General features: G+C 59.9%; 20 protein-coding genes and 1 pseudogene. 13 read left to right on the top strand and 8 right to left on the bottom strand.

The features are described from left to right. Positions 1 to 19: 19 nt before the first annotated feature. The 5 genes from GSQ77_RS05945 to pxpB form a co-directional block, all read right to left on the bottom strand. Entirely contained in the window at positions 20 to 970 is a 951-nt protein-coding gene (locus GSQ77_RS05945; protein WP_158900017.1) for a DUF979 domain-containing protein, read from the bottom strand. Further along, on the bottom strand, positions 967 to 1713 hold the full coding sequence (locus GSQ77_RS05950; RefSeq protein ID WP_158900019.1) for a DUF969 domain-containing protein: 747 nt from the start codon (positions 1711 to 1713) through the stop codon (positions 967 to 969). Before GSQ77_RS05950 ends, GSQ77_RS05945 begins: the two co-directional genes overlap by 4 nt. 158 nt (positions 1714 to 1871) lie before the next feature. After that, a complete protein-coding gene (gene pxpA / locus GSQ77_RS05955) occupies positions 1872 to 2660 on the bottom strand; it encodes a 5-oxoprolinase subunit PxpA (RefSeq protein ID WP_158900021.1) in 789 nt (262 codons plus the stop codon). A 114-nt stretch (positions 2661 to 2774) separates the two neighbouring features. Further along, complete coding sequence (locus GSQ77_RS05960; RefSeq protein ID WP_158900023.1) at positions 2775 to 3800, bottom strand: biotin-dependent carboxyltransferase family protein; 1026 nt, start codon at positions 3798 to 3800, stop codon at positions 2775 to 2777. Further along, positions 3797 to 4456, bottom strand: a complete 660-nt coding sequence (pxpB, locus tag GSQ77_RS05965) for a 5-oxoprolinase subunit PxpB (RefSeq protein WP_254067496.1) — start codon at positions 4454 to 4456, stop codon at positions 3797 to 3799. Before pxpB ends, GSQ77_RS05960 begins: the two co-directional genes overlap by 4 nt. 256 nt (positions 4457 to 4712) lie before the next feature. Here pxpB and GSQ77_RS05970 point away from each other — a divergent pair, with 256 nt between their 5' ends. Beyond that, entirely contained in the window at positions 4713 to 5237 is a 525-nt protein-coding gene (locus GSQ77_RS05970) for a winged helix DNA-binding protein (protein WP_158900025.1), read from the top strand. Between the two features lie 72 nt (positions 5238 to 5309). Here GSQ77_RS05970 and GSQ77_RS05975 read toward each other — a convergent pair whose 3' ends face one another. Next, positions 5310 to 5897 carry a 5-formyltetrahydrofolate cyclo-ligase gene (locus GSQ77_RS05975; RefSeq protein WP_254067463.1) on the bottom strand — a complete coding sequence of 196 codons (588 nt, stop codon included), beginning with the start codon at positions 5895 to 5897 and terminating at the stop codon, positions 5310 to 5312. 273 nt (positions 5898 to 6170) lie between these two features. Between GSQ77_RS05975 and GSQ77_RS05980 the strand changes: the two genes are divergently transcribed. The 7 genes from GSQ77_RS05980 (at position 6171) to GSQ77_RS06010 (ending at position 13286) form a co-directional block, all read left to right on the top strand. Further along, the gene (locus GSQ77_RS05980; protein WP_174246401.1) at positions 6171 to 8108 is read left to right on the top strand and encodes a lytic transglycosylase domain-containing protein; all 1938 of its coding nucleotides are present in this window, start codon (positions 6171 to 6173) and stop codon (positions 8106 to 8108) included. A 45-nt stretch (positions 8109 to 8153) separates the two neighbouring features. Next, a complete protein-coding gene (locus tag GSQ77_RS05985; RefSeq protein WP_158900029.1) occupies positions 8154 to 9110 on the top strand; it encodes a complex I NDUFA9 subunit family protein in 957 nt (318 codons plus the stop codon). Positions 9111 to 9115: 5 nt separating this feature from the next. After that, a complete protein-coding gene (locus GSQ77_RS05990; RefSeq protein WP_158900031.1) occupies positions 9116 to 9772 on the top strand; it encodes a glutathione S-transferase family protein in 657 nt (218 codons plus the stop codon). A 10-nt stretch (positions 9773 to 9782) separates the two neighbouring features. Further along, complete coding sequence (locus tag GSQ77_RS05995) at positions 9783 to 11021, top strand: multifunctional CCA addition/repair protein (RefSeq protein WP_158900033.1); 1239 nt, start codon at positions 9783 to 9785, stop codon at positions 11019 to 11021. A gap of 197 nt (positions 11022 to 11218) precedes the next feature. After that, positions 11219 to 12019 carry a hypothetical protein gene (locus GSQ77_RS06000; protein ID WP_158900035.1) on the top strand — a complete coding sequence of 267 codons (801 nt, stop codon included), beginning with the start codon at positions 11219 to 11221 and terminating at the stop codon, positions 12017 to 12019. Then, the gene (locus tag GSQ77_RS06005) at positions 12009 to 12458 is read left to right on the top strand and encodes a DUF4279 domain-containing protein (RefSeq protein WP_158900037.1); all 450 of its coding nucleotides are present in this window, start codon (positions 12009 to 12011) and stop codon (positions 12456 to 12458) included. The genes GSQ77_RS06000 and GSQ77_RS06005 overlap by 11 nt, the downstream gene beginning before the upstream one ends. 348 nt (positions 12459 to 12806) lie before the next feature. Next, positions 12807 to 13286: a DUF4279 domain-containing protein gene (locus tag GSQ77_RS06010; protein WP_158900039.1), complete on the top strand. Its 480-nt coding sequence runs from the start codon at positions 12807 to 12809 to the stop codon at positions 13284 to 13286. 46 nt (positions 13287 to 13332) lie between these two features. Here the strand turns inward: GSQ77_RS06010 and GSQ77_RS06015 are convergent, their stop codons facing one another. Next, a complete protein-coding gene (locus GSQ77_RS06015) occupies positions 13333 to 14568 on the bottom strand; it encodes a class I SAM-dependent methyltransferase (protein WP_158900041.1) in 1236 nt (411 codons plus the stop codon). Positions 14569 to 14581: 13 nt separating this feature from the next. Here GSQ77_RS06015 and GSQ77_RS06020 point away from each other — a divergent pair, with 13 nt between their 5' ends. From GSQ77_RS06020 to glmS, 5 genes and pseudogenes are all read left to right on the top strand, one after another. Beyond that, positions 14582 to 15400 carry an SDR family oxidoreductase gene (locus GSQ77_RS06020; RefSeq protein WP_158900043.1) on the top strand — a complete coding sequence of 273 codons (819 nt, stop codon included), beginning with the start codon at positions 14582 to 14584 and terminating at the stop codon, positions 15398 to 15400. Between the two features lie 37 nt (positions 15401 to 15437). After that, positions 15438 to 15833 (top strand): dihydroneopterin aldolase, encoded by a 396-nt coding sequence (locus GSQ77_RS06025; RefSeq protein ID WP_158900045.1) that lies wholly within the window; start codon positions 15438 to 15440, stop codon positions 15831 to 15833. A gap of 2 nt (positions 15834 to 15835) precedes the next feature. Beyond that, a pseudogene (gene ttcA, locus GSQ77_RS06030) lies at positions 15836 to 16729 on the top strand (tRNA 2-thiocytidine(32) synthetase TtcA); the annotation flags it as partial. Positions 16730 to 17003: 274 nt separating this feature from the next. Further along, complete coding sequence (gene glmU, locus GSQ77_RS06035; RefSeq protein ID WP_158900049.1) at positions 17004 to 18368, top strand: bifunctional UDP-N-acetylglucosamine diphosphorylase/glucosamine-1-phosphate N-acetyltransferase GlmU; 1365 nt, start codon at positions 17004 to 17006, stop codon at positions 18366 to 18368. An 86-nt stretch (positions 18369 to 18454) separates the two neighbouring features. Next, positions 18455 to 20272, top strand: a complete 1818-nt coding sequence (gene glmS / locus GSQ77_RS06040) for a glutamine--fructose-6-phosphate transaminase (isomerizing) (RefSeq protein WP_158900051.1) — start codon at positions 18455 to 18457, stop codon at positions 20270 to 20272. 630 nt (positions 20273 to 20902) lie between these two features. Here the strand turns inward: glmS and GSQ77_RS06045 are convergent. Beyond that, positions 20903 to 21943 carry a DUF2971 domain-containing protein gene (locus tag GSQ77_RS06045; RefSeq protein ID WP_216854859.1) on the bottom strand — a complete coding sequence of 347 codons (1041 nt, stop codon included), beginning with the start codon at positions 21941 to 21943 and terminating at the stop codon, positions 20903 to 20905. Positions 21944 to 22051: the final 108 nt, after the last annotated feature.

Raw genomic sequence — 22051 nt, forward strand, 5'->3', positions numbered from 1 at the left:
TTCGACATGGTGTCGTTCCTTACATGAATGCGTACAACAAAACGATATTGGCAACCAAGATACCCAACGCGGTAGGCACCTGCACCTTGATCACCGCGTTCTTATCCGGCAGTTCAAGCAGCGCCGCCGGAATGATATTGAAGTTGGCCGCCATCGGCGTGAGCAGCGTGCCGCAATAACCGGAGAACATGCCGATCGCCACCATGATGGCCGGGTTGGCATGATGCACACCCACCAAGATAGGTACGCCGACACCGCCCGTCATCACCGGGAACGCGGCAAAGCCGTTGCCCATGATCACGGTGAAGAGCGCCATACCCACGCAATACACGATCACGGCTACCAAACGCGTGTCCATGTTGATCGTCGTCGTCACGATTTGCGCCACAGCCTTGCCCACACCCGCATCGGAAAACACCAGGCCGAGCATCCCCAGCATTTGCGGCAATACCACGGCCCAGCCGAGCGCTTCGATCAGGCGGCGCGATTCCTTCGTCGCTTGAACGGGCGAGTCGCGCGTGATCAAGCAAGCCAGTACCACCGCCACCACGCAGCCAACACCGAACGCAACCAAGGTCACGTTTTTCGGATCGAGCAGCGGCGTACCACCGATGATCAGGTGACTGGCCAACAAGGTGCCGATCACGGTCACAACCGGAATCGTCAGCGCTGGAACAAACAAGCGATTGCCCAGCCGAGCGGCACTGGCCTTGCGGGTTTCATCGGAAAGCGTCTTGGCCTTGGCCGCCAACACCCCACCGAAACCGGCGATCACCGCCATCACGATCACGAGCGCACCGACCAACGCCGGCGGCAGGATATCCCCGATCAAAAAGATGATCGCGTAAATAAACCAGAAGCCGCCGGATAACAAACGTTTCGGATGACTCGAATCCGTCAGGATCATGCCCGACGTAATCAGCAGGATGATGCCGACCAGCCAGTAAAGATAAGTGATGGACAAGATCATGCCTGCTCTCCGGTGGTCGTAGCGCTTTCAGCACTTGCAGCGTTGGTCTTCACGGGATGACCGAGTTCGCGGTCGAGCTTTTTGTCGAGCAGGTACAGGCGCACCGAGTGGATCACGAACGCGCAGATCGCTGTCGGGATGCCCCAGACCGCCACGTGCAGCGGTGCCACATCGATGCCGGCTTCGTGCAGGAAGGTCGTCATCAGCACAATGGCGCCGAAGGCGACGAAAATATCTTCGCCGAAGAACAGCCCAACGTTATCGGTAGCGGCCGAAAAAGCGCGCAGCTTGTAGCGGACTGCGTCGCTGATCTTGCCGTAGCGTTTCTCAGCGGCACCCTCGGCCATCGGTGCCAACAGCGGACGCACCATTTGCGGATGACCGCCCAGCCCGGTCAGTCCGACCGCCGCCGTGAGCTCGCGCAGCAACAGATAGACAATCAGCAAACGCCCGACCGTCGCGGACTGGATCTTGCTGATCCACGCCTGGGCATGCTCGCGCAAACCGTGCCGTTCGAGTAAGCCGATCACCGCCAGCGGCAGCAGCAGAATCAACGGCAGGTTACGGGTTTTGACAAAGCCCGTGCCGATCGAAGCCAGTACTTTTTCGATCGGGAAATGGGCCGCGTAGCTGGTCACGACCGCGGCTGCCGCCACCACCAGCATGGGATTGAAGCGCAACAAAAAGCCCGCAATGATGACGGCTACGCCAATCAGCGGCCATAGACTTACCGTGGTTTGCATCGGGATTACCTCCAACTTCTCTGGTCGTTGTGTTTTAGATATATCTGCGAGGTGAGTCTTCCTTCGGGCACTGCTTGCAAAACGTGGCACTCGATGCCAACCACGCTTTGCAAATTCAACGAATCCAGCCGACTGCGGGCCAGGCTCTGAATCGGGGGTTAATGCATTTGCGCGGCTCGGGCTGCGCTAGCTGCCGTGGCGGCAGCTGCCGCGGTTGGGCGCACAGCGATCGATTCGGCGGCAAGCCGCTCGCGGATCTTGCGCGCAAACGCGAGCGCGTGGGCGCCGTCGCCATGCAGGCAGATGGTTTGCGCATTCAGCGGCACGATGCTGCCGTCGATCGCCTGCACGCGCTTCTCGCGGATCATGCCCAAGGTGCGCGTCATCACGGCGTCTTCATCGTCGAGCAACGCGCCGGGCTGGCTACGCGGCACCAGTGCGCCATCGGGCATATAGCCGCGATCGGCAAACACTTCCTCGGCGTACGGCACGCCCGCGCGGCGCGCCGCTTCGACGAGCTGGCTGTTGGCCAGCGCGAAAATCACCACACTGGGATCGAACGCGTGGACGGCGGCGACGATCGCCTCGGCCAGCGGCAAGTCGCGCGCTGCCTGGTTATAGAGCGCGCCGTGCGGCTTGACGTGCACGATGCGCCCGCCCTCGGCACGCGCGATCGCGTCGAGCGCGCCGAGTTGATACAACACGCCCGCGTAGACTTCGGCGAACGGCAACGTCATCTCCGAACGGCCGAAGTTGGCGCGGTCGTTAAAGCTCGGATGTGCGCCGATCGCCACGCCTTTTTGCAGCGCCCAACGTACGCAATCGCGCATCTGCGTCGGTCCACCCGCGTGCCAGCCGCAGGCGATATTGGCGGAACTGACCAAATCAAGCAGCGCTTCGTCGTTGCCACAGTCTTCGCCGAGATCGGCATTCAGATCTATTTGCATTGCAATATCCTTTATCAACAGGGTTACCCGTAGCCGGCGTCAGCCCTCGCGCTCGGTCTACGTAATTCTTTTACGTAATGCTCTTATGCAATTCTTTTGCGTGCCTCGCGGGCTCTATGTTCTGGCTAAACGTTCCCGGCGCATTTGCAGCGCCAACTCGATCTGTTTGAAGTAATGCCCGATGTCGCGCAAGGCCTGGTCGGCGTGCTCCTGCGTGCTCGGGATGAAACGCATCGTCGAATTCAAGCGTGCTTGCGCGAGCCGCCACAAGTCGGCGCTGAACACCGAGCCGATCTTCGGATAGCCGCCGGAGGTCTGCGCATCGCCCATCAACACGATGGGCTGGCCGTTCGGCGGGACCTGGATGGTGCCGGGCAATACCGCGTGCGACAGCAGGCCGGCGTCGGTCGTACGCGCCAACGCCGGGCCTGACAAGCGGTAACCCATGCGGTTGCTGTTCGGCGTGATCGACCAGTGCATGCCCCAGAACGCCTTTTGCGATTCGGTCTTGAAGGTGTGGTATTCGGGGCCGGCCAACACGCGCACGAGCGTATCGGGTGTGCCCTGCGCAAGGGTGTCTTTGCCGGCGTCGAGCTGCGCGAAATCGCACCAGCTTGGTGGCTTGACGCCGAAGGCTGCGCTTTGGGTCCCAAGCGTCGCGCTGTCGCAATGTTTGATGGTGCCGACCGGCAAGCGATCGCCGTCGCGCAGCGACCGGCCACCAAGCCCGCCGAAGCCGGCCTTCAGATCGGTGCTGCGCGAACCGAGCGTGGGCAGTACATCGATGCCACCGGCGATGGCGAGGTAGGCGCGCATGCCACGGCGCGGCGCGCGCAGCGTGAGCACCTGCCCGGCCTGCACAGGCACGCTCCACCAGGCATGCACGGGGGCGTCGTCGAGCGTCGCCGCGAAATCGGCACCGGTCAGCGCGATGCGGGTGTCACGGGTAAAACGCAATACGGTCGGACCGATGGTGATCTCGATGCCGGCCGCCTCGCGCGGGTTACCGGCCAGCCGGTTCGCCACACCCATGGCCAAGGTGTCGAGCGCGCCGCTTTGGCACACGCCGAGATGACGAAAACCGCGACGCCCCAGATCCTGCACCGAGGTGAGCGTGCCTGCCCGCAGAACTTCGATCATGCGAGTACCCCGGCAACGGTGAATTTCACGCGGTCGCCCGGTGCGAACAAGGTCGGCGGATTGCGCGTGGAGTCGAAGAGCGCCAAATCCGTGCGCCCGATCAATTGCCAGCCTCCCGGCGATACGGCCGGGTAAATGCCAGTCTGTTCGCCGCCGATGCCCACCGAGCCAGCCGGTACCGCCAAGCGGGGTTCGGCGCGGCGCGGCATTTCCAGCGCCGGATCGAGGCCGCCCAGGTAGGCAAAACCGGGTTGGAACCCAAGGAAGAACACCACGTATTGCGCCGCCGTATGGCGCTCTATCACTTCGTGCGCGGGCAGGCCGGCATGACGGGCCAGCGCCTCCAGGTCGGGGCCCGCCTCACCGCCGTAATGCACGGGAATTTCCACCAGGCGCCCTTGTTCCTGCTCCACACCAGGCGCGAGCCAAGCCGCTTCGAGTTGGTTGCACAGCGCGTCGCGGTCGGCCGACAAGGGGTCGAACACCAGCGTCAAATTGTTCATGCCAGGGACGACTTCGATGATCTCGGGCCCCCAGGAGCGGGCGAGCCGAGCGACCTCCCACACGCGACGCTGGGTTGCCAGCGTCGCCGGCGGCGCGAATTCGCACAGCAACGCGCTATCTCCGAGCGGGACGATAGTGGGCTGGCAATGAATGTCGTTGAGCGTATTAATGGGGGCCGCCTGCGAGCAAAGAAGAAGAAAACGCCGCTGTACATTTTGGACTGAAGCACGTCGGCAATAATACATTATCAATAAAATATCGATAATTTATCAATAATAGTTTTCCCCAGTAGGTCGAAATCGCTACGGAAGTGTCGCCACGTGTATATTGGCTTATCGCGATCATTCGGCGCATTTGGGCGCTACTAGGCGCCCGGCCACCCCATTTAGCAACAGGCATGACTGGAAAATGACGACATCTGTCTCTAAAAGCCCTAGGAAAATCGTTTCGTCCGATCACCTTGTGTCGGAAAAAAGTGCGGAGCTGTCCGAGTTCGAATACGCGCTGATCATGGCCGGCAATGCATTCAATCGCTGGATGATGCGTTGCATGTCGGCGGCCGGGGCCAAGGACATGACCGCTGTCGAGGTCTCGCTGCTGCACCACATCAACCATCGCGACCGCAAGAAGAAGCTGGCTGATATCTGCTTTGTCCTCAATATCGAAGATACGCATGTGGCCACCTATGCCTTGAAGAAGCTGGTTGCGCGCGGCTATGTCGAAAGCGAAAAAATCGGCAAGGAAGTATTCTTTGTCGCAAGCCCTGCGGGCCGCGAGCTGTGCATGAAATATCGCGAAGTGCGGGAAAGCTGCCTGATCGAGGCGCTGGCCGACGCCGGCATGAGCAACGAGTCGATCGGCGAGGCGGCGCAACTGATGCGCAGTGCCTCCGGCTTATACGATACCGCGGCGCGGGCCGCCGCGTCGCTATAAAGATTAACCGCGTCGCGGTGGCCGCCAGTCGGTATCTATCTTAATAATACCTATACTAATACCGGCTCGCTGCTAATACCGGCCCACTTCGCTCACGATGGTGTCCAGCGGCACGTCGTGGGCTTCGAGCGGCAGCGCGGCCACCCGGCTCGCTTCGAAAGCGACGCCTGCGGTGTAGGGGCGTGGCGCAAGCGTTGCCAGCGTGCGGTCGTAAAAGCCGCCGCCGTAACCCAACCGGCGGCGGGTCGCGTCAAATCCCAGGCAAGGAATCAGTAACAGATCAGGCTGCACGGCGAGCGCCCGGGAGGGTATCGGGATTTGATACCGTCCTGCTTGCATGGGCGCGTCGGGCTGCCACGCATGAAATGCCAGCGGCGCGTTCGGCGCGCTGACCACGGGCAACGCGGCGGTACGACCGCCGGCGGCCTCGAGCCAGCGTGCCACGACGTCACGTAAATCGAATTCGCCCGCCATGGGCCAATAGAACGCCACACATTGCGGTGAACGTTCGCTCAGCAAAAGGGCCACGCGCTGCGCCAGCGCGAGATCGCGCGACGCGTTTGGCACTAGCGCGTTGCGAATCTCGAGCAGCTGTTTGCGCATTACGCTCTTGGCGGCTTTTAGCACGGCGCCGGCGTCCTCGGGTCCTTCCTGAGTCACTGTTTTTCACCTCTGTCAAAGACACCGCAAAAAGACATCACGACACCCGTGAGATCGCGCAGTTTCGGCCTCTTTCGGCCAATGTTGCATGCTATCCTTCACGCCATCGCAGCCTGATTTTCAACGATGCCCAAATTGCCCAAACGCCCTGAACACCGCTCCTCATTTCGCCTTCCACATCGCTTCGAACAACGTGCGGATCAAGTATATCGTGCGCTTGGTTTGACACTGGCACGCGCCGTGCCTCGCGCGCTCTCGAGCGTTGTGCCCCGTATGGCCAGCCTGGTGCTGGCGGGCAGCCTCGTGCTTAGCGCCTGCGCGGCGGGAGCTCAGCCGCCCATGGGACGCACGTCGTTTCAAAGCGCCGATCAGATCTTTCTTGCGCTGCGCGACGCTTCCCGCAATAACGATGCGGCGAACGCGGCCATTCTCGGTGCGCAACTCACCGACTATCCGGTGCCTTCGTACGTCGATTACTTCATGCTCAAGCCGCAGTTGTTCGACGGTTCCAATCACGCGCTCGCGGATGCGCCCGATGGCCCGGTGCTGGCATTCCTGCAGCGCTACGATGGCCTGGCGATTGCGGATCGTATGCGCAACGACTACCTGCTGGTGCTCGGCGCGCGTCACGACTGGAGCAATTTCGATGCGCAATATAGCCGCTTTGCGCTCAACGATGACACTCAGGTCAAATGCTACGCGCTGGAATCGCGCGCGGCCCGTGGCGAGAATGTTGGCGATGCGGCGCGCGCCTTGCTTGTCGACCCCAAAAACTATGGCGACGGTTGTGTCGACCTGATCAATTTCCTGGCGCAAAAGCAGCAACTGAGCAGCGACGACGTTTGGCAGCAGATCCGCATCGCTTACGAGCAAAACAACGTCAACACCGGCAACCGGATTGCCGATGCGTTGGGCGCGGATCGGCCCGATCCCACCGTTTTCGACCAAGTGGCGTCGGCGCCGCCGATCTACCTCGCGCGAGGGCCCGGGTCCGGCAAATGGGTGCAGCAATTGGGTGTGCTGGCGGTGATCCGTATGGCACGCAACGATCCGGCGCTGGCCGCGGCCACGTTTGCCCGCGTCTCGCCCTCGCTGAGCAATGAACATCGCGAGGAAGCATGGGGTTCCATCGCGTATCTGGCGGCGCTCAAGCGCATGCCCGATGCGCTCGACTGGTACCGCAACGCCAAGCACGCCAAGCTATCCACGCCCGCCTACGAATGGCGGGTGCGCACAGCATTGCTGGCCGGCGACTGGAAAATGGTGAAGAGCGCCGTGGACGATATGCCGACGGCACTGCGCAGCTTACCCGCCTGGACTTACTGGCATGCGCGCGCACTGCGCGAAACCGGACACGAGCAGGAAGCGCAGCAGGAATTCGCTCAGATCTCGTCGCAGTTCAATTTCTACGGCCAACTGGCGCTGGAGGAGCAGGGCCAGAAAATTTCCGTGCCGCCGAAGACCGTCGTGACTGACGCGGAAGTGGACGCCGTTTCCACGTTGCCGGGTTTTCAGTTGTCGCAGCGCTTCTACGCGATGAACCTGCGCTTCGAGGGCAATCGCGAATGGAACTGGACGCTGCGCAACATGACCGACCGCCAATTGCTGGCCAGCGCAGAATATGCACGCCGCATCCAGCTCTATGACCGCACCGTCAATACGGCCGACCGCACGCAGACCGAGCATGATTTTTCCTTGCGCTATCTCGCGCCGTTCCGCGATATCGTGCAGCGCGATGCCGCCAACACCGGGCTCGATGTCGAGTGGGCGTATGGGTTGATACGTCAGGAGTCGCGCTTTATCATCAATGCGCAGTCCGGCGTGGGTGCGACCGGCTTGATGCAGTTGATGCCGGGCACGGCCAAACTGGTGGCGAAGAAGATCGGGCTGGGCGCGCTCACGCCCGACCAGATGGCCAACCTCGATACCAACATCCTGCTGGGTACCAACTACCTGTCGGACATTTATTCACAGCTCGACGATTCGCCGGTGCTGGCCTCGGCCGGCTACAACGCGGGCCCGGGCCGCGCGCGGCAATGGCGCGATACCTTGACGCATCCGGTGGAAGGCGCGATATACGCTGAAACAATCCCGTTCAACGAGACGCGCGACTACGTGAAGAACGTCTTGTCTAACACCACGTACTACGCGGCTTTGTTCGAGGGCCGTCCGCAATCGCTCAAGGCCCGGCTGGGAATCATCACGCCCTGAGGCGTTATGCTTCCCGGTGAAGGCGGAACCTGTAACGGAGTGAACATGCGACATCAGACGATTGCAGTAATTGGTGGTTCCGGTTTTATCGGCAGCGAGCTGATCAACCGGCTCGTAGCCGACGGGCGGAACGTGCGGGTGGCGACACGTCGCCGGGAAAGCGCGAAGCGCCTGACGATTTATCCGGTCGATGTGCTTGAAGTGAATCTGTTCGATCCGGCCCAGCTCGATGTATTCCTGCGTGGCGCGGATGCCGTCATCAACCTCGTCGGCATTTTGCACAGCCGGCGTGGTGAGCCGTACGGGACGGATTTCGCGCGCATGCATGTGGAATTGCCCAAGAAAATCGCTTCCGCATGCGCGGCCGAGAATATACGCCGCGTGATCCATATCAGCGCGCTGGGCGCCGATCCGCAGGGCTCCAGCATGTATCTGCGCTCCAAAGGCGATGGCGAGCGCGCGCTACAGGCGGCGCGCGGTCTGGACACGACGATCTTCCGGCCATCGGTGGTATTTGGGCCAGGCGACGCGTTTCTCAACACGTTCGCGTCTTTGCAGCGCGCGTTTCCGGTCATTCCGTTGGCTTGTGCCAAAGCGCGCTTCCAGCCCGTGTATGTCGGCGATGTCGTCCAGGCGATTGTCAATGCGCTCGACAACGCTGAAACCTATGGCAAGACTTACGCGCTGGCCGGGCCGCGCGTCTACACGCTCTCGGAACTGGTGCGTTTTGCCGGGCAAGCGGTGGGGCGAGATCGCAGGATCTATGCGTTGCCTGGGTTCGTGGGACGCTTGCAGGCGCGGCTGTTTGAAATGCTGCCTGGGCCGCCAATGCTCACGCGCGACAATCTCGATTCGATGAAAACCGATAACGTCATGAGCGGGCCCATTGCGCCTGAACTGGGCATTACGCCGACCAGTCTCGAAGCCGTTGCGCCTGAATATCTATCAGGCCTGACGCTGCGAGAACGCATGAACATCTATCGATCCAACGCACACCGCTGATCATCATGAAACTTGTCATCGCAGATAAAAACTACTCGTCCTGGTCGATGCGTCCGTGGGTGCTGATGAAGCACTTCGGTATCGAATTCGAAGAGATCCTGGTCCGGCTGGCCGAGACCGACACAGACGCGAAGATACGCCAATTTTCGCCCTCCGGCAGGGTGCCGGCACTGCTGGACGAGCAGGGTCGGGCGGTGTGGGATTCGCTCGCGATTGCCGAGACGCTGGCCGAACGCCATCCCCAATTCGCTTTATGGCCGCGCGATGCGGCGGCGCGCGGCCATGCGCGCAGCGTTAGCGCTGAGATGCATTCGGGGTTTGGCGCGGTGCGCAACCATATGCCGATGAAGATACGCGCCCATTTGCCGGGCCAAGGCGCGGTGCCCGAAGCGCTCGCCGAGGTGGCACGCATCGACGCGCTGTGGAGCGAGTGCCTCGCGCAATACGGCGGACCTTTCCTGTTCGGCGAATTCACGATTGCCGATGCGATGTTTGCGCCGGTGGTGATGCGTTTCAATACCTACCAGCCTGCTGTGTCGGATGTTGCGCGCGGTTATATGGGGCGCGTGACGGCGTTGCCGGCGGTCGCGCGGTGGATCGCCGACGCGCATGCGGACCCGCGCATGATCGCCCGTTACGAAGGGCTGGCTGCTACGCCATGAAGTGCTGCGCATGAAAATCTACACCGTCGGCGGCGCGATTCGCGATGCTCTGTTGGGCTTGCCTGTGCAGGATCGCGACTATGTGGTGGTCGGCGCCACGCCTGAGCAGATGGTCGCGCAAGGCTTTCGGCCGGTCGGCAAAGACTTCCCGGTATTTCTTCATCCGAAGACGCAAGAGGAATACGCGCTGGCGCGCACCGAGCGTAAGACCGCGGCCGGTTATCACGGCTTCAAGTTTTACTATGCGCCCGATGTCACGCTCGAAGAAGATCTGGCGCGTCGCGACCTGAGCGTTAATGCGATGGCGCGAGAAGTTGCGCCGGACGGCGAGCTAGTGGGACCGATCATCGATCCGTACGGTGGCCGGGATGACTTGGCCGCGCGGGTGTTTCGCCATGTCGGCGAGGCTTTCGTCGAAGATCCGGTGCGGATTTTGCGGCTGGCGCGGTTTGCGGCGCGGTTCGATGATTTTACGGTTGCGCCGGAGACGAGCGCCTTGCTCGCGCGCATGGTTGCGGCGGGCGAAGCCGATGCGCTGGTGCCCGAGCGCGTTTGGCAGGAGCTCGCGCGTGGCTTGATGGAGCACAAGCCGTCACGCATGTTCGCGGTGTTGCGTGAATGTGGCGCGTTGGCGCGGATTCTTCCTGAGCTTGATTTGCTGTGGGGTGTGCCGCAGCGGGCTGAATACCATCCGGAAATCGATACGGGCGTGCACGTGATGATGGTGCTCGACTACGCGGCGATGCGCGGTTATGCGTTGCCGGTGCGGTTTGCGGCGCTCACGCATGATCTTGGCAAGGGGACTACCCCTGCGGAGATTTTGCCGCGTCATATCGGACATGAAGGCCGCAGTGTGGAGTTGCTCAAGCCTTTGTGCGAGCGTTTGCGTGTGCCTAACGATTGCCGCGACCTGGCGATCCTGGTGGCGCGTGAACATGGCAATTTACATCGGGTTATGGAGTTCGGGGCGGCGGCGCTGGTGAAGTTATTCGAGCGATGCGATGCGATGCGCAAGCCGGCACGGTTTGCCGAAGCGTTGCAGGCGTGTGAAAGCGATGCGCGCGGGCGTTTGGGGTTGGAGAAGCAGCCGTATCCGCAGGCGGAGCGTTTGCGGATAGCGTTGGTGGCTGCGCGTGCAGTTGATGCGGGGGCGGTTGCGGGGCAGGCGCCTTCTCCAGGGCAGATCAAGGAATTAGTGCATCGTGCTCGGGTCGAGGCGGTGGAGCGAGCGCTTAAAGACAAGGTGTGACTTAGGCGTCTTGCTGCGGATAAGCTTTTGAGCACCCCCATCAGCAGTGGTACAAAATCCCTGTAAGTTTTAATGGCTTACGGGGATTTTGTTTTTTCAGTCAACAAATTTTCGTCCCGAAAAAGCGGCCAATTCCCAAAAACATAGGCTCTCGGCAATCTGCTAAATTACGCCGTCACAAGAAACAGGACTTGGCGATGAGCAGCGCTGAACTGAAAACAGATTCGTTGCAACGGTGGATGATGTACAGTAAGGATACCTATGAAAATGGGCGAATATTTCTTACCACCGAACAGAAAAAGGCGGTTGCAGAAGGCAAGAAATTCTCGCAAGGTGCATACGCAGATATATGGGCGAAGGATGCCGCGCTAGTGCGGCGCGTCCGTTCGTTCCTCGGGACGAATTTTTATTGGCATCAGCGGCTGGCAAAGAGCGGCGCTGATCTTGAGGTCATACAGACGTTGCAGGCCATGATTCGCGGTGAGAGTGTCGTACTCATCGCTGAGCAATCGCGGACAGGCGGCGTGTCGAACGATCCAGCGCCTAAACTCAAAAAACTTCCCAGCTTCCGTGAGGAGTTGATGACGAACTTGGGCATGTCGTACGACGCTGCGACGGCCTACATGATCCGCTATAACGAGATAGTGGAGAAGATCCACGAGATGGAGGCCCGCAGCGCGAACAGGGCCGCTTCGTCATCGGGCGACGCTGCAAGTGATCGCTCGCAAACCGCTACGTCGCTAGGCGATGCCCAGCCGTTTGAGTACACACCAGACGAGGTGAGCGGCGATACAGAAGAGCTAGCGGCCAGCACGACAAATCCGGGTTACGCAGCAAAAATGCTGGGCTACGATTCCAAAACGTTCAGGGGCATGATTCATAGGTTCAAGGATCGCAATGGTCTAGGACCTGCGGATAACAGCATTTTTCACGACAGTGGCGCGGTTGAATTTAACGGAACAATATTCGAGGATAACATTCACGACTATGCACCATAACCAGCCTTCAACAACAGATGCGAACGCGGATGCAGGAGCCTATGCGTCGTTCCTGATAACAGGAGATGCGGTACCTCCGGAATTCTGGACTGAATATTTTCAGGTGTCGCCAGACATAACGATTATTAAAGGGCGGCCGTTTATCTTGCCGTCTGGCAAGACCAGTAAGGGCATGGGGAAACAAGGTCTCTGGGGTGTAAGTAGCGAACTTGCGGTGCAAAGTGATTTTTTGCTCGATCCGCATTTCCGCTACCTTATAAATCGCTTGGGTCTGCCCCGTGACAATCTTCGGCAGACCCTTCAAGAGGCAGGCGCGAAAATGCGATTCTCGTGTTTCTGGTTTAACCCTTCTGGTAAACGAATTCCGGACGTGGCGAGGGACATCAAAGAAATGACAGAGGCGATCGGCGGCACTATCGACATCGATGAGTATCTGTAGCTAAACGTAGGGCGTGCGCAAAGAAAAGGCCGTGCGGCGTACGCACAATGTCCAAGTGCACTGCACGAGAATTTATGAATAGACGCCCTCCCCGATGCGTGCTGATCTCGTATGACGAAGATGAGCAAGCGATCCAGACTTGTGCGATAGACCGCTCATTGGTAGACAAGCTAATACAAGCTGCGCTGACTGTACCTTGGCCGTTGGAGAGCCAAAACTTTATTCTTGGTGATGAGTTCGCCCGCCAAATCGGCGGAGTCGCCCTGCTATTGCTGGCGCAAACGCAGCCAAAACTAGCCCCATACATCAACGTAACGCGAAATTCTGAACCACCACCGAAAGACTGATATGCAACGCGCACACACCGGAAATATTATCGGCAACATCCACGATTACAAAAGAGAAGTCGATTCGAACCCAAATCGACTTGCCCATGCGTCGCTCTCAATTGGGGGAGATGAGGTAATACCTGAATTCTGGACTCGTTATTTCGGCGTCAAGCCGGATACGGCGGTTATCAAGGGCGTGTCGTTCATGACCCCATCTGGCAGAAAGAGCTACAAGCCTGGACGGACCGGCGTATGGGGCGTGAGCAGCAAGTTCGGGGTCCAAAGCGACCACCTTGAGCCTCATTTGCGGTATCTCATCGAATATCTTCGGTTGCCTCGCCCCGACCTCCGCGATCTAGTCAATAAGCAGGGTGGGGGGATGCGCTTCTTTTGCTACTGGGCCAATTACACGGGCGACCGAGTGCCCGACGTCCCAGACGATATCCGCGCAATGATGGAATCCATGGGCGGGATCATCGACATTGACGAATATCGGTAGGCACAGCAACTGCCGCAGCCGCCGCAAATTGCGAAACCGCTATCCCCTAAAGCGTATGCGACCTGTCGCCACGCTCGAAACCGGCTAGCGTGCCGTCGATGCCGCGCGAAAACCCGATCACCTTGAACAGCTCGCCCATCTCCGCTTCACTCAACAGCTTCTGAACCGCGTTGGCCGCCGGCATGAAGGTCCTGATCTGTGTCGGATCTAGCACGCTCAATGCTTCGGTGATGCCGGAATTGATCAGAAACCGCGCCTGCGACGTATAGCCCAGCAACTCCGCACCACCCTGCAAACCGGCCTCGGCGATAGCGGTGAAATCAACGTGCGCCGTAATATCCTGCAAACCCGGATAAAGAAACGGGTCGCCATGCGCGCGATGCCGGTAATGGCACATCAGCGTGCCGCCGGTACGCTGCGGATGCAGATATTCGTGCCGCGGAAAGCCGTAATCAATCAGGAGCAACGCGCCGCGCCCCAACATCCGGGCGAGGGTGGCGGTAAACGCCGCCGCCGCCGGGCTGGTCTCGGTCAGGTATTCCTCGTCGCCTTCGACCAGCGCGAGCAGGTCGGCCAGCGTCGCATCAGCGTCAGGACCGGATGTTTCGAGCAATCGGTCAGCCCAAGCGAGGCGGGCGCCACCGTCAGGGTCGCTGTCCGTATCAAGCGCCACGCCGCGTTCATGCCAAACCCCACCGCTGCGGCGGTACAGCTTCACCGGCATCGCGTCGAGCACCTCATTGCCCAGCATCACGCCGTCAAACTGCTCCGGCAACGCATCCAACCACTCCACCCGCGCAAGCAGCGACCCATCACCTGCGCCCGCAGCCGCCAACGTAGCGCGCTGGCGTTCGCGTAATTCGCCGGACAGCTCGACGATGGTATAACGTTCGCAGGGAATACCCAGCGCGTCGAGTCCGGTCAGAATGCCGGCGGCGAGCTTGCCGGTGCCGGCGCCGAATTCCATCACCTGACGGGTCTGGCTCGCTTGCAGCGCCTCGCCCACCACTCGCGCGAGCGTCTGAGCGAACAAGGGCGTCAACTCCGGCGCAGTAATGAAATCGCTACCGTCGTCGGCGCGCCAGCCGAATTTGGCCGCGCCGCCGCTGTAATAACCGAGGCCGGGCGTGTAAAGTGCCCGTTCCATATAGGTATCGAACGGCAACCAGCCCCCATTAGCGCGGATTTCCGTGCAGACTTGGGCGAGCAAGGTTTCGGAATGCGCCAACGCGGCGGCATCGGGAACAGGTAAACTGTCGGGCTTGTGTAAATTCACGATCATCTTGGTATTGTAAATGTTCCCATCATCGATACGTCTTCCGGATGCCGCGCCGCGCGTGGCGCTCGTCACCGGCGCAGGCCAGCGCATCGGTCGCGTCATCGCGCTGGCGCTGGCTGCGCGCGGCTGGGATGTTGCCGTCCATTATGGCAATTCAGGCGACGCCGCGGCGACGGTCGCCGCTGAAATCGATGCCATGGGCCGCCGCGCCGTCGCGCTCAAAGCCGATCTGGCCGACGAAGCGCAGGTGGCGACCTTGCTGCCGCAGATTGCCGAACTGCTCGGTCCCGTGACTTGCATCGTCAACAATGCGTCGCTGTTCGAAGAAGACAGCGCCACGGACTTCAATTACCAGACCTTACAGCGTTTGACCGCGGTGAACGTCGCGGCGCCCCTGGCGCTAGCCCGCGCACTGTATCAGAGCTTGCCGCCGGAAGCCGACGAAGACGAGAGCCTGCGCGGCGTGGTGATCAACCTGCTAGACCAGAAGCTGTTCAACCAGAACCCCGATTTTCTGTCCTATACGCTGACCAAGGCGGCGCTGCATACGGCCACCACCACGCTGGCGCAGGCGCTCGCGCCGCGTGTGCGCGTAGTCGGCGTCGCGCCCGGGCTGACCATGCCGTCGGGCGACCAGACGCCGGCGGACTTTGCCCGGGCGCATCAGCGCACGCCGCTGCGGCGCGCCTCGCACCCGCAAGACGTCGCGGCGGCCGTCTGTTATCTGGCCGAAGCCCCCGCTGTGACCGGCGCCACGCTGGTGGTCGACGGTGGCCAGCATCTACTTCCTTTGCCGCGTGACGTGATGTTCATGACCGGTACGTCATCCACCTGAAGGGCGCTTGCCGCCTCAATTACACTGGACTTTCATCATGCTGAGCGCCCTGTCCTACCCGCAACTGGCCAATTGTCGCCGCCTGTTTTTGCGTAATTACGAAATCAATATCAACATCGGCGTGCACGAATTCGAAAAGCGCGGCGAGCAGCGCGTGGTGGTCAACGTCGATCTGTTTATTCCGCTCGCGCTCTCGACTCCGGTCGAGGACAAGCTGGCCGAAGTGGTCGATTACGATTTCATCCGCGAAACCATCGCGCAACGCGTCGCGCAAGGCCACGTGCATCTGCAGGAAACGCTGTGCGACGACGTGGCGCGCATCATGCTGGCTCACCCGCAGGTGCGCGGCGTGCGGGTGTCGACCGAGAAACCCGACGTGTACACGGATTGCGAAGCCGTGGGCGTCGAAGTGTTCCGGATCAAGGAGGAATGAAAATGCTTCCGGAAGAGATACACGCGCAGGCCCCCGCGGCTACGCCCACGCGTCACCAGCAAAAAGCCGACTACGAAAACAACAAGCTGCACAAGCGGCTTGCGCGCCTGGTCGGCCAGGCGATCGGCGATTTCAACATGATCGAAGAGGGCGACCGGGTCATGGTGTGCGTGTCGGGCGGCAAGGATAGCTACGCCTTGCTGGAAATTCTGATGCGCCTGCGCGAACGTGCGCCGATTAATTTCGACATCATCGCCGTCAACCTCGACCAGAAGCAGCCCGGATTCCCCGAGCATGTGCTGCCGCAGTACTTGAGCGGGCTGGGCATTCCGTATCACATCGAAAACCAGGATACCTATAGCATCGTCAAGCGCCTGGTCCCGGAAGGCAAAACCACGTGTTCCCTGTGTTCGCGGCTGCGGCGCGGCATTCTGTACCGGGTCGCCGACGAGCTGGGGGCGACCAAGATTGCACTGGGGCATCACCGTGACGACATACTCGAGACCTTGTTCCTGAACCTGTTCTACGCGGCGAAGATGAAAGGCATGCCGGCCAAGTTGCAGTCCGACGACGGCCGCCACATCGTGATACGCCCGCTGGCGTATGTGAAAGAGGTCGATCTGGAGAGGTATGCGGAACTGCGCGAATACCCGATCATTCCCTGCACTTTGTGCGGCAGCCAGCCCAACTTGAAGCGCGCCGAGATGAAAGCGATGATTCGGGATTGGGAAAAGCGCTACCCGGGCCGCATCGAAAGCCTTTTCAATGCGATGTCCCATGTGGTGCCCTCGCATTTGATGGACCGCTCGCTGCATCCTTTCACCGAATTGCGGGCAACGGGCGTGACCGACGCGAACGGCGATCTGGCGTTCGACGAAGCCAGCGACGACAGCGCATGCGCCAGCACGGAAATGGGCGCGTCGGCGGCCGCGGCATGGGACGACTCATCGGCAGCGGTATCGGCCGCGTCGGGGCCCGGCTCAGCGGCCCGGTCGACAGCCGCCTCGGCGGGTGAATCCGTGATTCGCTTCGATCGGAGTTTTAATCGGTTCAACGACTGAAATTCGACTAAAAGGCCCGGCGTAGCAGGGTTTATCGCAGTGCACAGTGCGGTGGGCGACAGCGCGGCCCCATGCTAGAATTGCCCGTCCAATTCCCTCGAGCGACCCCGTGAACATTGTGATTCTGGCCGCGGGCGCAGGCAAACGCATGCGCTCCGCCTTGCCCAAAGTGCTTCACCCGGTGGCCGGTTTGCCGCTGCTTTCGCATGTGATCGAAACGGCGCGCAGCCTGAAACCGGCGCGCATCGTCGTTGTGATCGGGCACGGCGCGCAAGCAGTACGCGAGCGGGTCGCGGCGCACGACATCCAATTCGCGACGCAGGACCGGCAACTGGGAACGGGCCATGCGGTGCAGCAGGCGCTGCCTTTGCTGGACCCGAAGGTTCCGACCATGGTGCTCTACGGCGATGTACCGCTGACGCGCGCCAGCACCTTGCAGCGCCTGGCGGAAGCTGCCGGCGGTTCCCGTTACGCAATCCTTACCGTCGCACTCGGCGACCCAACCGGCTATGGCCGGATCGTGCGTGACACCAATGGACATGTGACACGCATCGTCGAGCAAAAAGATGCCAGCCCGAGCGAACTCGAGATCGACGAGGTCAACACGGGCATCATCGTGACGCCGACCGGCAAGTTGACCGGCTGGCTGGCTTCGCTTAAAAACGACAATGCCCAGGGCGAGTTTTACCTGACCGACGTGGTCGAACGCGCGCTGGCCGACGGCGTAGAAATCGTCACGAGCGCGCCCGATGCGGTTTGGGAAACGCTGGGCGTGAACAGCAAGAGCCAGTTGGCCGAGCTGGAACGCATCCATCAGGGCAATATCGCGCAGGAACTGCTGGTTGCAGGCGTGACGCTTGCCGACCCGGCACGTATCGACGTGCGCGGCACGCTGGAATGCGGGCGCGACGTCACGATCGACGTCAACTGTGTGTTCGAGGGGCGAGTGGTGCTCGGCGACGAGGTTACGGTTGGACCGAACTGCGTGCTGCGGGATGTGACCGTGGGCGCGGGCACCCGCATCGACGCGTTTTCTCATCTGGAACAGGCCAGCATCGGCGCGTCCGCTGTGATCGGGCCCTATGCGCGGTTGCGCCCGGGCGCGAAATTGAGCGACGGCGTGCATATCGGCAATTTCGTCGAGGTCAAGAATGCCACGTTGGGCGCGGGCTCCAAGGCCAACCATCTGGCCTATGTCGGGGATTCGGATGTGGGTGCGCGCGTGAATATTGGCGCTGGCACCATCACCTGTAATTACGACGGTGCGAACAAGCACCGTACGATCATCGAAGACGACGTGTTCATCGGCTCCGACACGCAATTGGTCGCGCCGGTACGCGTCGGCCGCGGCGTGACGATCGCTGCAGGCACAACGGTGTGGAAGGATGTACCGGCCGACACGCTGGTGTTGAACGAAAAAACGCAGATCGCCAAGTCTGGTTACGTCCGACCGGTGAAGAAGAAAGCAGGTTAAAGAAGCAAGCCGAGTATCGAGTTCCCGCAATACACCCCGCGCGTGGACACGCGCCTGGCAAGCAGTCAATTTAGAGGAATCAAACCATGTGTGGCATTGTTGGCGCAGTAGCGCAACGCAATATCGTTCCGATCCTCGTTGAAGGTCTGCGTCGCCTCGAATATCGCGGCTACGACTCATGCGGCGTGGCCGTGCTGGCTAACGGCGAGTTGCAGCGTGCACGCAGCGTTGCGCGCGTCGCCGACCTGGACGCCCAGGTGCGCGAGACGGGGCTCGAAGGTACGACCGGCATCGCCCACACGCGCTGGGCGACGCACGGCGCGCCGGTTACGCACAATGCGCATCCGATCTTCTCGCGTGACTCGATCGGGCTGGTGCATAACGGCATCATCGAGAATTACGAGAGCCTGCGCGAAGTGCTGCGTGGCAAGGGATATGAGTTCGTCAGCCAGACCGATACGGAAGTTATCGCTCACTTGGTTCACAGTGTGTACCGCGGCAATCTGTTCGATGCTGTGCGCGAGACGGTCAAGCAACTACATGGGGCTTATGCGATTGCGGTTTACTGCAAAGACGAGCCGCAGCGTGTGGTCGGTGCTCGCCAGGGTTCGCCGTTGGTGGTTGGCGTGGGCGAGGGCGAAAACTTCCTGGCCTCCGATGCGTTGGCGCTGGCCGGCACCACGGACCGTTTCATCTTCCTCGAAGAGGGCGACGTGGTGGAGTTGTCGTTGGAACAGGTTCGGGTTGTCGATCGCGAGGGCAACGTGGCGCACCGCGAAATTCGTCAGGTGGCTTCTTATGGCGGCGCGGTGGAGCTAGGCCCGTATCGTCACTTCATGCAGAAGGAAATCTTCGAGCAGCCGCGTGCGATTACCGACACGATTCCGGCTGTTGATTCGCTCACGCCTAGCTTGTTTGGTGAGAAGGCTGATGAGATTTTCCCGAAGATCGATAGTCTGCTGATACTTGCCTGCGGAACCAGTTATTACTCGGGTATGACGGCCAAGTACTGGCTTGAGTCGATCGCGGGTATTCCGACGCAGGTCGAAATTGCCAGTGAATATCGGTATCGCGATTCGGTGCCTAACCCGAAAGCGTTAGTGGTTGTAATCTCGCAATCGGGTGAGACCGCCGATACCATGGCTGCGCTCAAGCATGCGCAAAGCTTGGGGCATCAACATACGCTTGCGATTTGCAATGTGGCTACGAGCGCTATGGTTCGGCTCACCGCGCTGACGTTCCTGACGCATGCCGGTACGGAAATTGGTGTGGCGTCGACGAAAGCATTTACGACGCAGTTGACCGCGTTGTTTATCCTCGCGGTGACTTTGGGCAAGTTGCGCGGGCGTGTGACTGATTCGGCTGAGGCTAATTACCTCAAGCAATTGCGGCATTTGCCGGCGGCGCTCAATAGCGTGCTGGCGCTGGAGCCGCAGATCATCGCTTGGGCGGAGGATTTCTCGAAGAAGGAAAATGCGTTGTTCTTGGGCCGCGGGTTGCATTACCCGATCGCGCTTGAGGGTGCGCTCAAGCTTAAGGAAATTTCGTATATTCACGCTGAGGCTTACCCTGCCGGGGAGCTTAAGCATGGGCCGCTGGCGTTGGTGACTGAGGCGATGCCGGTGGTGACGGTGGCGCCGAACGATACGCTGTTGGAGAAGCTCAAGTCGAATATGCAGGAAGTGCGGGCACGTGGTGGTGAGTTGTATGTGTTTGCGGATTCGGATACGCGTATCGTTAATGAAGAGGGTATCCATGTGATTCGGATGCCGGAGCATTACGGTATGTTGTCGCCGATTCTGCATACTGTGCCGCTGCAGATGCTGGCGTATCACACGGCAGTGGCGCGTGGGACGGATGTGGATAAGCCGCGGAATTTGGCTAAGTCGGTTACGGTGGAGTGAGGGGGCGGAGGGCGTACGGCCAAGTGGTGGAGAGCCCTATTAGTATCGGTTACTGATTTCGGAGTTATCCGTTAACGGCATGGGCCGATTGTTCCCAAGACGTTTGCTGACCAAGGTGTTAACGGAAAGTTGGTGCATTTGCTTTGGGGTGCATCGTCCCGCCGAAGTACCCTCAAATTCCGGGTATTTTCGACGGGCTAGTTGTTTGTCTCTCCGCTAGCCTGCCAGGCGGCAGCCCGAAGACCTATGCCGCAGTCTGTATGTATAGCGAGAGTGCTGTAGGCTACCCGTCGACCACGGCTTTATAGATACTCGACTGCCGATTGCGAAGTGGTTGTTGCACGGAATCTGGCGAAGTCTGTGACGGTGGAGTCGGCGGGTGCCTTCTTCCGCTCTTTAACGGCGCACAAAAAAGTTTGTACCCGTACAAAAAAGCCTGTACCTGCACAAAAAAGTCTGTACCTACACAAAAAACTTTATACCAACGGCTACACTTGGACTCGAGTTTGCTTTGGGTGGACCGTTCCGTCGAAGTGTCTCAAATTTCGGTGGCCCGTGGAGGGGCTCGTCGTCCGCCCCGCCGCTAGCCCGTTTGTCGGCCAGCCTTAAGGAACGGCGTAACGGCAGCCTTTACTCCAATTGACGCCCCGAGATCTTTCCTATTGCCATCAGCGGGTCGAACTGGAAATCGTCCATCGAGAAATGCGACGACTCACGAAGACCAAACGCCGAAATTTCAGAAGAGTCGATTTGGTATCGAACCAATTTGAAACCATCGTCGCGTGAACCAATTTGATAAAACTTGGGCCCTTCCGCCAAATCGGCCAATAACTTCACAATCGTCGTGATGATCGAAACGTCGCACCGCAGGCCGAAATGCACGGAGTCGATTCGAAAGGGTCTGTCCTGCGGGCCGTTTGTCTTAGACACCACGCGCCACTCCTTTTCGTACTTCCACTGTGGCGCCTTTGCAAAAAAATATTGATCGAAAATCTTCGCCTTGATAGAGGACGAGCGCCGAAGCAGCCATTCAATCAAGTCGCTTACTTTTAAGTATCGGCTCGATTGGTAGTTCACCGGGCCGAGCATGTCGCATCTATGATCCTCAGTCCTGTACTCGATGCAGATCCCTCTGTGTTCGTTCGCATAATGGCTCCACATCAGGGGATTGTCCCAATGCGACGCCAGAGACAAGACACCGTGCTCCTTAAATCTTGTCTTAACGAAAGCCTCTATGTCACGAACCAGAAATCTCGTGTAAATCTGTGATCCATTCCCTCCGTCGTCATGCGTACCGCCATCCTCGGTCGCGCCGTATCGATAGTGGTTTATCGCATCGATGGCTTTTTCCTTTCCCATTTGCTTGAGAGCAATGCTCTTCCAAAGGCGTTCGACATCTTTCCACTCAACGTCGACAAACACGGTCGGGTTGCAGTCGAAGGGGTCGTTGAACGTTGACGGCTTTGCGAAAAAGACTTCGGCTTCACTGACCATTCGTAGCGTATAGGTTCCAAATGATCGATATTTGAAGAGGCTGCGAGGCAGGCGTTTCGGGTTCATTTGACTAGGTTGAGTAATTAGTAAATATGCGGACGGCCGCCAGAGGTGGCAATGCCAGCCACTTTTTGTAGATCGTGGCGAAACGATACGAACGCGGATCGTGACCAGCAACTTGCCATCCGCGCAGTGGGATCAAACATTCGGATGTGAGACCGGCGACGTGATGCGAATGTCTGGCATGTACGTCGTCGCCGTCCTAGGAGCCCGAGATTACGCATA

Origin of the sequence: Burkholderia sp. L27(2015), from assembly GCF_009765705.1 — a bacterium.
Lineage (GTDB): Bacteria > Pseudomonadota > Gammaproteobacteria > Burkholderiales > Burkholderiaceae > LMUX01.